Genomic DNA, 12,986 nt, shown 5'->3' on the forward strand with positions numbered 1-12,986 from the left:
ATTTATGAGTTGATTAGTTGATATAATTCCGAATAACTTCGTACCAGAGTTTGTAACCCGCGGCATTCATGTGAAGACCATCTTCTATAAAGATATCATCTCGAACTTTTCTGCCCTTCAGCATAATATCCCAGACGTTCGCAAATTCCAGATAACTGTGTTTTTCGCTCAATCTCCTGAATTTTCGGTTTAATTTTTTATAGCCTCTTTTCAGGTGCCACCTGGCCAGACTGGGTTTCGCTGCAATCAATACTATCCGGGTAGAAGGATCCTTTTCCCTTATTTCCTCAATAATCGCCTCGGTATCCGCCAGTATTCTTTTAGGTCGTTTTCGTGCAGAAATGTCATTGTCTCCCTCGTAAATAAATACCTTCTTAGGATTGTATCTCAGAATTAGCTCCTCAGTAAAACCCAAAAGGTCTGAAGCCTGGGAGCCACCAAAGCCCGAATTTACGATCTGATATTCCGGAAAGATCTCCGGCAGGTTCTCCCAAAAGCGAATACTTGAACTTCCGGCGAATACTACCGTCTCTCTGGAACTGTCCCAAAGGGTATCGTATTTTTTTTGTAAAGCTTCAACCTCTTCCTGAAAACGAAGCGGGTCCTGGCCGTAACCGAATAAGCATATAAAAAGGGTCAGTACCAAAAATAGGCGCATCTGCTTTGATATTGAGATACCAAGATACTTCTAATTTGCTAAATGTTCAATTATTTTAGGTTCATCCAGTACATTATCCTGGCTGCGGTTCATAGCACCATATACTATTCCCAAAACACTCAATGGAAATGGAATTGAAAAATTAAATTTAAATATCGGCTGTCTTACTTAGCAGCTTCCGCCAATCCTTCGGATACGGCCCAGTCGTGAAAACGGGCAATCCACTGATCTGATGGTAATCCCTGTGGCTTCATACCAAAACCATGCCCACCTTTCGAATACATATGCAGACCCACGGATTTCCCTGCTTTTAACCAGGAATCGTACAAGGCGGTGCTATCTGCGGCGAGTCCAAGCGGATCATCAGTGGCGCAAATGACGAGCATAGGAGGAGCGTCTTTTGGTGCTTCGTACGGCCCAACCACAGTCATCCAGGGGTACACGGGTACCAAAAAGTCGGGTCTGTTTTCCTCCGAATAGTTCATACAGACACCCATGGTAACGGCACCACCGGCTGAGAATCCCATGAACCCGATTTTGTTCTTGTCCAGCCCTAGTGCATCAGCTTGAGATCTGACATAGGAAATGGCAGCAAGCCCGTCTCCAATGGCCAAAGGTAGGACAGGAGTTACCCGGACACCAATTTCCTGGGGGTTGTTAGCACCTAAATCCGTAATCTCCTTTACCCCATCCTCCCCGGTAGGGACTAGGCGATACTTCAGTACAAAGGCAGTGATACCTTTTGAATTCAACCATTTGGCTACATCAGTTCCTTCACTCTCTATACTTAGGGCGAACAGACCTCCACCAGGTGCTACAATAACTGAAGTTCCGTTGGCCTTACCGGCTTCAGGTTTGAATATCTGTAATGTAGGAACTGATACATTGGTCACAACCGGGTTTTGCCAGAGTTGAGAAAAATATGCCTTTTCTCCTCCTTCCCAACTCAACCCCTCCGGTTTTTGGTGGGGAAGCTCAATGGTTTCCTGAGCATATCCAAAATAACAGATTCCCAGGCATAACAATGCGGTAATTATTTTTTTCATTTTGACGTGATTATAAGGTTATTGATGATTCCAGTTTTCGGGATCTTCCGAATCGCCGGGAGACAGACCTAAAATATCACCTTTTAGGTTAACTCCCAAACCCAAAACAGTCCGGTTGACATAGTTAAAATAGCTTACAAGCTGGTTGATTTCCAGGATCTCACCATCATCAAATCCTGATTCGTGAAGCAATTTTATGTCTTTAGAACTTAATTGATCAGGGTTTAAAGTAAGTAGCCTTGCGTAGTTAAGCCCTGCAATTTGCTTCGGACTAAAATGGTCTTCTAATTTTTCACTGTTTAAAGCGCCCAGATAGTCCTTTTGTTCCCCGGATCTTTCCAACAGTCGCTTCAAACCCTGGCTGTGGTGTTGCACACAGTAATCGCATTGGTTCAATCGGCTTACGTAAACTCCAAGGGACTCCAAATACCATTTGGGTAGGGAATTTGCGCTGTGATGCAAGACGCTTTTGTATAGGGTCATATGCCCTATCAGCGTATGTGGTCGCAGACTGTGGATCTTAAGTACATTGTCAATGCTGTCCTGGGGCCCCAAAACCCTTTTGTAAACACGCTTCAATTCGGGGTCGGCCTGCTTGTAGCTGATAGTTTTTATCCAACTCATTAACTGAATTTACGGGCTTCAATCAGCTTTAATCCTCAATCTCAACCAGGGTCTGGTATACCATCTGTCGCAGTTTATTGCCGTAGAAACCGCTATAAGGCTGCACCTGAGTCATCATTATGGCGATTAGGTCTTCATGAGGGTCAATGAAAAAGTAGGTACAGTAGGCTCCGGACCAATAGTAGGTTCCCACGGAACCAGGTCTTTTACTTTCTGCCACATCGGTCATCACACCAAAACCAAGACCAAATCCCTGCCCAGGATCCTGGAAAAGGTCTCCAACCTGGTTCATGGTCATGGCCTGAAGGGTCTTAGGACTCAAAAACTGCACACCATTAGCTTTCCCACCGTTGAGCAGCATTTGACAGAATTTCATATAATCGGCTGCCGTTGAAAAAAGGCCATGCGTTCCTCCGAAAACCGTGTTGCCCTCAACCGGAAGTTGCTGCTCTGACCGCACGAGTTTGCCCGCTTCATTCATATTGTGAACAGGTACCCAGCGGTTTTGCTTTTCAGAAGCGATATTATACCCTGTGTCCTTCATATCTAGTGGCTCGAAGATCCTTTGCTCAAGAAATTCGGCAACTGTCATTCCTGAAAAATGCTCAATAAGCAAGGCTAGTACATCAGGAGAGGCACTATAATTCCACTGTTCTCCGGGATGGCCAATCATAGGAAGGCCTACAAGAGTGTTTACACGACTTTCAACTGAAGTCTGAGGTTCAAAATACAGTGCTTTCACCGTTTCCTGGTCTAACTTACTGCCTCCAAGGCCATGAGAAAATCCGGCTGTATGTGTTAATAGCTGATGTATGGTTACCTCAGACTTTGCCGGTAAACTCCCGGCCTCAATGCCCTTTTCGGGATCTTTGCTCACCTTTAGGTCCTTAAACTGAGGCAAATATTTTGAAACCGGATCTGTAAGGAAGAAATGCCCTTCCTCATAAAGCATCATAAAGGCAACACTCACAATAGGTTTGGTCATGGACATGATATGGAAGATATTGTCCTGCTGCATGGGCGCCTTAGACTGTAAGTCGCTCATTCCGAATACCGACTGGTGAACTATCTCTCCATTTCTACTGATCATTGAAACAGCTCCGGGGATCTTACCAGCTTCAATTTCTGATTTCAGATAATTCGCATATCGATCCAGTCTTTCCGTAGATACACCTGCTGGATCTGATTTATCTGTTTCCTTCATTTGAGATCTCAGCGGTGAGATCAGCATGAGGCTTAAGGAAAAATAAATGAGTAAGGTTTTGTTTGATTCCATTATTTAGTTTTTAAAGAGGATATTCTGATGTGTTTAATTTAGCTTTCGGTGTTTACCTTGCGCAGCCCGGTATGATCGACACCCTTAGAACGTTCCAACGCTATCATTGCCTCGGGTCTGTAGTTGGTAATCAGCGCGCGCCTGTGTAAGGATGTGGTATTGCCCCTGCTGTAGTGCAGTGTTTTACCCTGGTGGATAACACAGGAACCGGGCTCCAATTCAATGCAATCTCCATCTGCTTCGCTTCCGTCGCATTTAAGGGCACCTTTGTTGCCGGTCTGAACATGCGGCTTGATAGCTCCCAAATGAGACCCGGGAACATACCACATACAGCCGTTTTCCTTTGTGGCCTTGTCGATGGCGATCCAACAGCTAACAGCTCGCTTGTCCGGCAGATCGATCCAATAAGCAGCATCCTGATGCCAGGGGGTAGGGGCGTTCGTATGAGGAGCTTTGTTGATCAGCATATCAAAATCAAGGGCCATATCTTCTCCTAACAGTAACCTGGCTACTTCCAGGGTTCGTTGGTGCGCTGGTTTGGCCAGAAGTTCGGGATGCAGCCTTCCCGGAACCATGATCTGAGTGATCTTTTCAACTGCTTGTACCTCACTACCAGACAGATCCGAACGGAAGTCTCCTGAGTCTATTTCGTTATTGAGAAAGGCGTCGTATACTTTTTGGTAATATTTTATTTCTTCAGGGGATAGCAGGTTTTCCAGAACCAGGTAACCTTTCTCTTCAAAGAACCTCTTTTTTTCTTCGGAAATGGAGATCATCGTAAGCTGCTTTTCAAGTCTTCCTAATGTATTGAATTTCGGATAGCTTTCCTATTTTGCGCAGATCATTTTTTATGTTGATCAAATTCCGCCATCAAGCTGTTAAACTTCACTTAGTTTAAGAATTGTTATTTTCACACTATACCAGTTAACAACAGATTAAATAAACTCATCAATGCGACTCAAAATTTTCATTATCGGAATTTTACTGATTTTTGGTACCATCTTTTGCTATCAATGCAAAAACGCCGGTCCGGCCAGCATTACTTTATTCGGAGAAAACAGTGATACCTGGTTTGAGCGAGGCGATGCCAGTTGGGCATTTGACAATGGAGATCTTGTAGGAACATCTGAGGGTGGAAATGGTTTTGTGATGAGTCGGGCATCGTACAGGGATTTTGTACTGGAATTGGAGTTCAATCCGGACAGCAGTGTTAATTCCGGAGTTTTTGTTCGATGTAAGAACGAGGAGATATCCAACACGGACTGTTATGAAATGAATATCTGGGATGAGCATCCGGATCAGGATTCCAGAACCGGTTCAGTGGTTACAAGGATGAAACCCATGGCCCATGTGAATACGCTGAATAAATGGAACACTTATAAAGTGGAATGCTCAGGAAATGTTCAAAAAGTCTGGGTGAATGGGGTTCTGACGGCTGAGATGGAAAACAATGACCTGATCGACGGGTATATCGCGTTGCAGGCTGCGGAAACTGGTAGTATCCGGTTCAGGAATGTTACGCTCAGTCCTCTTTCATCAAAATAGTGCAGGAAGCTATCGTACTCCGCGAACGTTCATTTTCAGGCTGTACAAAGAATTCATGGCGGTAATGAAAAGCGTATCCTGATTCTCTCCTCCGAAGGTTACATTGGCAGTCCACTTCTGCGGTACCGGAATATGCAGTAATTCTGCGCCCTTTTTGTCAAAGACGTGTACACCGTCTCCTGTTAGATAAACATTGCCCTGATGATCGAGGGTCATACCATCAGAACCCATTTCAGTTAGCAGGGTTTTGTTCAGAAGCTTACCATTTTCGCCTATGTCATAGGAATAGGTCTTTTTGTCTCCAATATCCGCTATGTATATTTTTTTTCCGTCCGGGGTGCCAATTATCCCGTTGGGTTGTACAAAATCGTCCGCCACGATTTTAACAGATCCCATATCCGGGGACAGGTAGTAAACCCGTTCGTTTTCTATTTCTTTTTGAGTTCGTTCCCAATAGGGTCTTTGATAGTAAGGATCCGTAAAGTAAATCCCCCCCATGGGGTCTACCCAAAGATCATTGGGTCCGTTGAAATTCTTTCCCTCAAACTCGTCTATGAGTACAGTAACATTTTTTTCGCTATCGATACGCCATATGGCAAATTTCTCATCTGCACAGGCCAGCAGGTTCCCGTCATGGTCAAAATACAATCCATTTGCCCTGCCTGAAGGTTTCATAAAGACGCTGACTTTTTGGTGTTCCGCGGACCATTTCAGGATCTGATCATTCGGTTGGTCCGTAAAAAATACGTTTCCGTCCTTATCTACGGCCGGGCCTTCGGTAAACTTATAATCTGCCGCAACCAGTGTTAATTCGGCATCTTTGGCGATGAGGGCATTTTGCTGGGAATTGGCCCATGCCATGATCATGAGGACGCTAACGAAAAGTATCTGTTTAAGATGATTATTTTTCATATCTGGAAGTACAAGTTTAAGATCAAGTTCAAAGTTTTAATTTGTAAGTGTTAAGTTTTGAATTTATTACGGAGGGATTAGTGTAATCTGCCTATTTATCCGCCGAAGCTTCAGCCAAGGTAGACTGTCCACTGCTCTCATCCTCCGTAGCCTTGGCGAAGGAGGACTGCCCACTGCTCTCATCCTCCGTAGCCTTGGCGAAGGAGGACTGCCCACCGCCAGCTGCCAACTTATATCCCGGTCCTCGAACTACTCTTCCAGGGAAAGCCCCGGTATGTTCGCCTTCCTTGATAACCTGTTTGCCATTGACAAATACATGTCGCATACCCACGGCATATTGATGTGGTTCTTTAAAAGTGGCCTTATCCTGGATCTTTGCTGGATCAAAAATAACGACATCGGCGTAGTATCCCTCTCTGAGGGCCCCTCTTCTCTCAATTTTGAGGTTCGTAGCCGGAAGGGTAGTAAGTTTGTAGATTGCTTCTTCCAGGGAGATCACTTTTTCGTCCCTAACAAAATGACCCAATAATCTTGCAAAAGAACCGTAAGCCCTGGGATGCGTACTCTGTTCCAGGAAAACCCCTTCATTGGAATAGGATCCGGCATCTGAGCAAATGGCCATATATGGAAGTGCCAATTTCTTTTTGACATTTTCTTCGGACATGGAAAAATAGACTACCTGGATACGACTGTCGTCTTCCAGAATAAGATCAACTACTGTTTCATCGGCAGCTTTTCCCCGTTCTTTGGCCACGTCAGCAAGGGTTTTACCAATATGCTTACGCATATCCTTATTCTTAAAGCCCACAAAAAGTATCTTTTCCGGAGGTACGTGAAAATCCATTTCCGCGATCATTTGTTTTCTGCGCTGAGGTTGTTTAATGAGCTCAATGGTCTTGCTGTGTCCTCCTTCCTTTGCCCAACCCGGAAGTAGCACATTGAGTCCGGTAGAGCTGGCATTGTACATATACATATCTGTAGTGATGGGTAGACCTGATTTTCTCGCTTTTTCCACTAATTCAATGGCCTGATCCAGAAGCTCCCAGTTTTCTGTACCTGAGGCTTTAAAATGATAGATCTCGGAACGAATTTTGGCCTCATCAGCTATGCTGATAAGTTCTGATACGGCATCCAGTAAGCCGCCTTCTTCGTCCCGGATATGAGAAATGTACATCCCGTCGTATTCAGCCACCACTTTGGCCAGTTCAATGATCTCAGCTGTCTCTGCGTGACCGCTGGGGACATATATCAGCGAGGTAGACAAGCCTACCGCCCCTTCTTCCATTGCCTGACGGGTTAGTGATTTCATTTTCTGCAACTCCTCTTCGGTTGGCGGCCGCTTCTCATAACCCATAACGTATTCCCGCAGGGTACCATTTCCTACGAAGGACGCAATATTTGTGGAGACGCCTTTCTGTTCGAGGAAATCGAGATACTCACCTAGTGTGGTCCAGTTAATATCGTAAGTAATATGTTGCTGCCCATCTTTCATTCCCTTTTTCATTTCGTCATTTAAGGGCCCCATGGAACGTCCTTCACCCATAATTTCCAGAGTTACCCCCTGTCGTATATCACCTTGTGACCGCCCATCTTCAATCAGCGAAACGTTGGCCCAACTTAACATATTGATAAATCCCGGGGCAACGGTGAGACCTGAAGCATCGATCTCTATGGCGCCTTTGGCCTCATTGAGATTGCCCAGGGCAACTATGCTATCTCCTCTTATTGCGAGATCTCCTACATAAGACTTTCCACCGGAACCATCTGCAATATTCCCGTTCTTTATAAGCACGTCATAGGTAGTAACGGAGTCACAACCCAAACAGAACAAAAGAAGTAGAGACAAGAAGGAAACTGATCGCTTCATAGGCTTATTTTTTGTTAAGTGTTATTCAAATAGTTTAATCATTCCAAGAAGACCGACCCCGATAATGCTCAGAATACTGATCCAGAGAATAATATCGTACAAAAATCCCGGATTATCACCATCTGCTTTCCTGAAATACCTAAAGTGGATCACAGCGAATACCACCAGGAACAACAGCAAAGAGCCGACGATGCCACCAGTGATTACCATGAGCACTGGTAGTTTTATGAAGACGAACAGTCCGGCCCACAAAAGTGGAATTGTCCAGGCCAAAACCGCAATGGTGCGTCTTCGTACCCTGACATCTTTGAAGTTGATCCATCCTACCGTACCGAAAATATCTGAAAGTTGCCTGGTCCAGGCAGCCAAGGCTGCAAATAGGGTTGAGAATAAGGTGATAAATGCACCTATAAGAAAGGCTATTTTCGCATGTGGTCCAAGGGATTCAGTATAGAGAACCGAAAGGGTTTCGATCATGCCGTAACCCTCCGGAATACTGCCTTGTGAATGTAGGACTGCAGCGCCAAGCAAATAGAATGCGGCCGTAACCGTAGTATATATACACATGGCTATTACCGCATCTAGGATCATAACCCTGGTCCATCCTTTGGCGCGGTTATTCCACTCCTCTGATCGATCATTTTTTCCAGTGTAGGCTGCATAACCCTTTTCCAGACACCAATAGTTGTAATGAATGATCTCATCACCACCTACTCCCGTAATCCCGAATGCACCAAAGGCTACCGCCAGGGCTTCCCTCGGCAGGGTAAAAGTAAGACCTGAAAGCACTTCTTCCAGGCTAATCTGGTAAGCTGTGTAGTTAAGAAAATACAAGGAGGTAAAGGTAAGCAGTGTAAAGAGCCCTATCATTGTCAAAGAAAACCTTTCTATAAAGTGGTAGTAACCGCGATAGACCATCAGCGCTACAACCACGGCGATCAGGAAGGCCAGAGCTGCAATGCTTATCCCTGGAACCAAAATATGCAGGATTATGGCAACCCCACCCACGATGCCTCCGACCTGCAAGAGTTTTACGAACATAACCAGTAATACGGCCCATACACTCCACCTGGCCTTACCGATACGCGGACCCGGGAGCTTGTCAAAAGCCTGCATGGCAGTTTCTCCGGTGCGGATAGTGTGCTTGCCAAATTGAACCTGGACTGCCACCTTTACCAGGCAACTTACAACGATCACCCAAAAAGTAATAAAACCGGCTTCTGCACCCAGGGTGGTCGTGGCTATCAGTTCACCAGATCCTACTATTGAGGCGGATAGAATAAAACTGGGACCTAAGAAACGGAGACGTTCCCAGAAACTTGTTGGAGGAGATTTGATTTTGGCTGGTGTCAGCGCATACGGATCACTAGGGTCGGACATCTGGTCAGGTTGCTATGATGCACTAGAATTATTCTAAAATACAGTAAAATTGAAGGCTTTCCAAAACTTCATCTTCGTACTTTTGCTCAAAATTCGTTTCTATGAATCCAAGGGAATCTCAATTACAAGCTTTAGACCGTCTTTTAACCATAATGGATGAACTACGCGCTCAGTGCCCATGGGATAAAAAGCAAACCATGCAAAGTTTGAGGTATTTGACCATAGAAGAGACCTATGAACTGGGAGATGCCATCTTGGATAATGATCTGCCGGAAGTGAAAAAAGAACTTGGGGATCTGTTGTTGCATATTTTTTTCTATTCCAAGATCGCTTCAGAAACTAATGATTTTGATATTGCTGATGTGGCGCATGCCATCAGTGAAAAACTGATTCACCGGCACCCTCATATCTATGGGGATATCAAGGCTGATGATGCGGAAACCGTTCAAAGGAATTGGGAGAATATCAAACTTAAAGAAGGCAAGAAGAGTGTCTTGGAAGGTGTTCCTAATAGCCTGCCGGCACTGGTAAAGGCCAATCGAATACAGGAAAAAGTAGCCGGTGTTGGATTTGATTGGGAACAGCCTGAGCAAGTTTGGGAAAAAGTCCAGGAAGAACTCTCAGAGTTTCAGGATGAGGTGAAATCAGGAGATCAGCAGAAGCTGGAGGCGGAGTTTGGGGACGTTCTTTTTTCAATGATCAACTATGCCAGGTTCCTGGGGATAAATCCCGAAAATGCCCTTGAAAAAACCAATAAAAAGTTCATCAAACGCTTTCAGTATCTGGAGTCGAAAGCCCAGGAAAACGGTAAGACATTAAAAGATATGTCCCTGGCGGAAATGGACGTCTACTGGGAAGAAGCGAAATAGTTGCCAGTTGCCAGTTGGCAGTAGGCAGTAATCAGTGAGCAGTGGACAGTAAACAGTAATCAGTGAACAGTAATCAGTGAACGGATCTTCCACAATCCATCATCCAACTGTCTAACCATCTAAGGATCTAACCGTCTATCGGTCCTAATATCCAATCTTCAAATTTGCACATTCTCAAATTATCAAATTGATTAGGCTCTTTCTGCTTTTAAATTGCAGTACTAACGATTAACTTAAAGTTGGGGAGGGGTTTAGAACCCCGGTTTCAGTAAGCAGTTGGCAGTTGGCAGTCCTCCTTCGCCAAGGCTACGGAGGATGAGATCAGTAATCAGTGAACAGTAATCAGTAATCAGTGAGCAGTAATCAGTAAACAGTAATCAGTAATCAGTGAACTGATCTTCCACAATCCATCATCCAACTGTCTAACCATCTAAGGATCTAACCGTCTATCGGTCCTAATATCCAATCTTCAAATTTGCACATTCTCAAATTATCAAATTGATTAGGCTCTTTCTGCTTTTAAATTGCAGTACTAACGATTAACTTAAAGTTGGGGAGGGGTTTAGAACCCCGGTTTCAGTAAGCAGTTGGCAGTTGGCAGTCCTCCTTCGCTAAAGCTACGGAGGATGAGATCAGTAATCAGTGAACAGTAATCAGTGAACAGTAAACAGTGAACAGTGAACAGTCCTCCTTCGCTAAAAGCTTCGGCGGATAAATCCAGTGAACAATGAACTGTGCTTGGGACAACTATCAATCGTCTAACAATCCAACTGTCTAAACATCTAGCCCTCCAATAAGTCCAACCGCCTAACTAATCCCACTGTCTGGCAAGTCTAGCACGTCTAACCGTCCCACCATCTAACAAGTCCATCCGTCCAACACGTTCAGCTGTCCACCCATCTAACCGTCTAACTGGTCCAACCATCTAACAAGTCCCATCATCCACCCATCTACCCGTCTAACCGTCCCACCATCTAACAAGTCCCTCCATCCACCCATCTAACCGTCTAACTGGTCCAACCGTCCAACCGTCCATCCAACAGTCTAACCGTCTAACAAGTCCAACACATCTGGACATCCACCCATCTACCCGTCTAACAAGACCCACCGTCCAACAAGTCCAACACATCCACCCATCTACCCGTCTAACAAGACCCACCGTCCAACAAGTCCAACACATCCACCCATCCACCTATCTAACCGTCTAACTGGTCCAACCGTCGAACCATCCGACAGTCTAACCATCCACCCATCTAACCGTCTAACTAGTCCAACCATCCAACCGTCCATCCACCCATCTAACTAGTCCAATCGTCTAAAAATCCAACTGTCCAGTCCTCTAACCCTCCACTCTCCATTTTCTACCTAAATCTTTATTAAAGTTAGTTACAGAAGAATTGGAAACAAGCTATATTTGCTCGTCCAAAAACAACCCGCCTTGTTCCAGCAATACACTAAAGAGTTTCGATACAATATAACCCTGGCAGTTCCTGTGATCATGGGAATGTTAGGGCATACCTTCGTGGCTTTTGCAGATAACATCATGGTTGGTCAGCTCGGGACAGCAGAGCTCGCGGCAGTTTCCCTGGGAAATAGCTTTATTTTCATCGCCATGTCCCTGGGGATAGGGTTCTCCACTGCAATTACTCCGCTGGTTGCGGAAGCCGATGGGGCCGGGAACAAATCGGATGGCAAAAAAGCCCTGAAACACGGACTCGTCCTGTGTACAATTCTGGGAGTATCACTTTTCGGGATAATCCTACTTTCCAAACCGCTCATGTATTACATGGATCAACCCCCGGAAGTGGTTACCCTTGCATTACCTTATCTGGACCTTGTGGCCTTTTCCCTGGTACCGCTGATCATGTTCCAGGCCTTTAAGCAATTCTCCGAAGGGCTTTCCCAGACCAGGTACCCCATGTATGCTACCATCCTGGCCAATGTGGTCAATATTATACTCAATTACTTACTCATTTTCGGAGCTTTTGGGTTCCCGAAAATGGGGATTATTGGTGCGGCTGTCGGAACACTGGCCTCGAGATTGATCATGCTGGGCTTTCTGTGGGGCTTATTGAGAAAAAAGGACAAATTCAGGTTTTATGTAAGCGGATTTAACTTTAAGCTTATTGAAAAAAAGGTCATGAATAAGATCATCAACCTTGGTTTTCCATCCGCCCTCCAAATGTTTTTTGAAGTTGCTATTTTTACCGCGGCTATATGGCTAAGTGGAGTCCTGGGAAAGAATCCACAAGCGGCGAATCAAATCGCCTTGAATCTCAGTAGCATGACCTTTATGTTCGGAATGGGCCTGGGAGTAGCGGCTATGATAAGGGTAGGCAATCAAAAAGGTATTGGAAACTTCACCGAGTTGCGGAGGATTGCCCAATCGATCTTCTTTCTTACCCTGCTTCTGGAGATCCTGTTTGCAGCTCTTTTCCTGCTGGGCAGGCATTGGTTCCCGACGCTATACCTCGATGTGGACGATGTGGCGAACCAGGCGGACAATATGGAAGTGATACTTTTGGCGGCACAGCTATTGCTGGTATCCGCTTTTTTTCAGATCTCAGACGGCTTACAGGTGGTTATACTGGGAGCTCTCAGGGGGCTTCAGGATGTGAAGATCCCCACCTTTATCACTTTCATCGCGTACTGGCTTATCGGTTTCCCCATAAGTTATTACCTTGGCCTGCATACCGAACTGAAGAGTACCGGGATATGGATCGGATTACTATCCGGCCTGACGGCATCTGCGATTATGTTGTATCTTCGGTTCGACTTAATGACTAAAAGGTTAATAAGGTCTTAGATC

The 12,986-nt window shown here is 45.1% G+C and carries 11 protein-coding genes; 3 read left to right on the forward strand and 8 right to left on the reverse strand.

All coding sequences use genetic code 11. The annotated features are described in order from the left end of the window. Positions 1-13: 13 nt before the first annotated feature. The 5 genes from GTQ38_RS04680 to GTQ38_RS04700 all read right to left on the reverse strand — a co-directional run bounded on the left by GTQ38_RS04680 (position 14) and on the right by GTQ38_RS04700 (position 4,380). On the reverse strand, positions 14-658 hold the full coding sequence (locus GTQ38_RS04680) for a GDSL-type esterase/lipase family protein (RefSeq protein WP_161434324.1): 645 nt from the start codon (positions 656-658) through the stop codon (positions 14-16). A gap of 164 nt (positions 659-822) precedes the next feature. Next, positions 823-1,704 (reverse strand): alpha/beta hydrolase, encoded by an 882-nt coding sequence (locus GTQ38_RS04685; RefSeq protein ID WP_161434325.1) that lies wholly within the window; start codon positions 1,702-1,704, stop codon positions 823-825. Between the two features lie 18 nt (positions 1,705-1,722). Next, positions 1,723-2,328 (reverse strand): carboxymuconolactone decarboxylase family protein, encoded by a 606-nt coding sequence (locus GTQ38_RS04690; protein ID WP_161434326.1) that lies wholly within the window; start codon positions 2,326-2,328, stop codon positions 1,723-1,725. Positions 2,329-2,356: 28 nt separating this feature from the next. Beyond that, positions 2,357-3,604 carry a serine hydrolase domain-containing protein gene (locus tag GTQ38_RS04695; RefSeq protein ID WP_161434327.1) on the reverse strand — a complete coding sequence of 416 codons (1,248 nt, stop codon included), beginning with the start codon at positions 3,602-3,604 and terminating at the stop codon, positions 2,357-2,359. Between the two features lie 38 nt (positions 3,605-3,642). Continuing rightward, the gene (locus GTQ38_RS04700) at positions 3,643-4,380 is read right to left on the reverse strand and encodes a phytanoyl-CoA dioxygenase family protein (RefSeq protein ID WP_161434328.1); all 738 of its coding nucleotides are present in this window, start codon (positions 4,378-4,380) and stop codon (positions 3,643-3,645) included. 175 nt (positions 4,381-4,555) lie between these two features. Here GTQ38_RS04700 and GTQ38_RS04705 point away from each other — a divergent pair, with 175 nt between their 5' ends. Then, positions 4,556-5,149, forward strand: a complete 594-nt coding sequence (locus tag GTQ38_RS04705) for a 3-keto-disaccharide hydrolase (protein ID WP_161434329.1) — start codon at positions 4,556-4,558, stop codon at positions 5,147-5,149. Between the two features lie 9 nt (positions 5,150-5,158). On the opposite strand, the gene GTQ38_RS04710 is transcribed toward GTQ38_RS04705, so the two are convergent. The 3 genes from GTQ38_RS04710 to GTQ38_RS04720 form a co-directional block, all read right to left on the reverse strand. Beyond that, positions 5,159-6,061 (reverse strand): SMP-30/gluconolactonase/LRE family protein, encoded by a 903-nt coding sequence (locus tag GTQ38_RS04710; RefSeq protein WP_161434330.1) that lies wholly within the window; start codon positions 6,059-6,061, stop codon positions 5,159-5,161. Positions 6,062-6,152: 91 nt separating this feature from the next. Continuing rightward, on the reverse strand, positions 6,153-7,928 hold the full coding sequence (locus tag GTQ38_RS04715; protein ID WP_161434331.1) for an N-acyl-D-amino-acid deacylase family protein: 1,776 nt from the start codon (positions 7,926-7,928) through the stop codon (positions 6,153-6,155). 21 nt (positions 7,929-7,949) lie between these two features. After that, positions 7,950-9,308 (reverse strand): Nramp family divalent metal transporter, encoded by a 1,359-nt coding sequence (locus GTQ38_RS04720; RefSeq protein ID WP_161434332.1) that lies wholly within the window; start codon positions 9,306-9,308, stop codon positions 7,950-7,952. 101 nt (positions 9,309-9,409) lie between these two features. Here GTQ38_RS04720 and mazG point away from each other — a divergent pair, with 101 nt between their 5' ends. After that, the gene (mazG, locus tag GTQ38_RS04725) at positions 9,410-10,177 is read left to right on the forward strand and encodes a nucleoside triphosphate pyrophosphohydrolase (protein WP_161434333.1); all 768 of its coding nucleotides are present in this window, start codon (positions 9,410-9,412) and stop codon (positions 10,175-10,177) included. A gap of 1,498 nt (positions 10,178-11,675) precedes the next feature. After that, positions 11,676-12,983, forward strand: a complete 1,308-nt coding sequence (locus tag GTQ38_RS04730; protein ID WP_238857829.1) for an MATE family efflux transporter — start codon at positions 11,676-11,678, stop codon at positions 12,981-12,983. The last annotated feature ends 3 nt before the right edge of the window (positions 12,984-12,986 follow it).

Origin of the sequence: Poritiphilus flavus (genome assembly GCF_009901585.1) — a bacterium.
GTDB classification, from domain to species: Bacteria; Bacteroidota; Bacteroidia; order Flavobacteriales; family Flavobacteriaceae; genus Poritiphilus; species Poritiphilus flavus.

Coding starts and splice junctions, on each gene's coding strand:
- GTQ38_RS04700 (WP_161434328.1), bottom strand. CDS start 4,380: ATGATCTCCATTTCCGAAGAAAAAAAGAGGTTCTTTGAAGAGAAAGGT.
- GTQ38_RS04695 (WP_161434327.1), bottom strand. CDS start 3,604: ATGGAATCAAACAAAACCTTACTCATTTATTTTTCCTTAAGCCTCATG.
- GTQ38_RS04690 (WP_161434326.1), bottom strand. CDS start 2,328: ATGAGTTGGATAAAAACTATCAGCTACAAGCAGGCCGACCCCGAATTG.
- GTQ38_RS04710 (WP_161434330.1), bottom strand. CDS start 6,061: ATGAAAAATAATCATCTTAAACAGATACTTTTCGTTAGCGTCCTCATG.
- GTQ38_RS04715 (WP_161434331.1), bottom strand. CDS start 7,928: ATGAAGCGATCAGTTTCCTTCTTGTCTCTACTTCTTTTGTTCTGTTTG.
- GTQ38_RS04720 (WP_161434332.1), bottom strand. CDS start 9,308: ATGTCCGACCCTAGTGATCCGTATGCGCTGACACCAGCCAAAATCAAA.
- GTQ38_RS04685 (WP_161434325.1), bottom strand. CDS start 1,704: ATGAAAAAAATAATTACCGCATTGTTATGCCTGGGAATCTGTTATTTT.
- GTQ38_RS04680 (WP_161434324.1), bottom strand. CDS start 658: ATGCGCCTATTTTTGGTACTGACCCTTTTTATATGCTTATTCGGTTAC.
- GTQ38_RS04705 (WP_161434329.1), top strand. CDS start 4,556: ATGCGACTCAAAATTTTCATTATCGGAATTTTACTGATTTTTGGTACC.
- GTQ38_RS04730 (WP_238857829.1), top strand. CDS start 11,676: ATGGGAATGTTAGGGCATACCTTCGTGGCTTTTGCAGATAACATCATG.
- mazG (WP_161434333.1), top strand. CDS start 9,410: ATGAATCCAAGGGAATCTCAATTACAAGCTTTAGACCGTCTTTTAACC.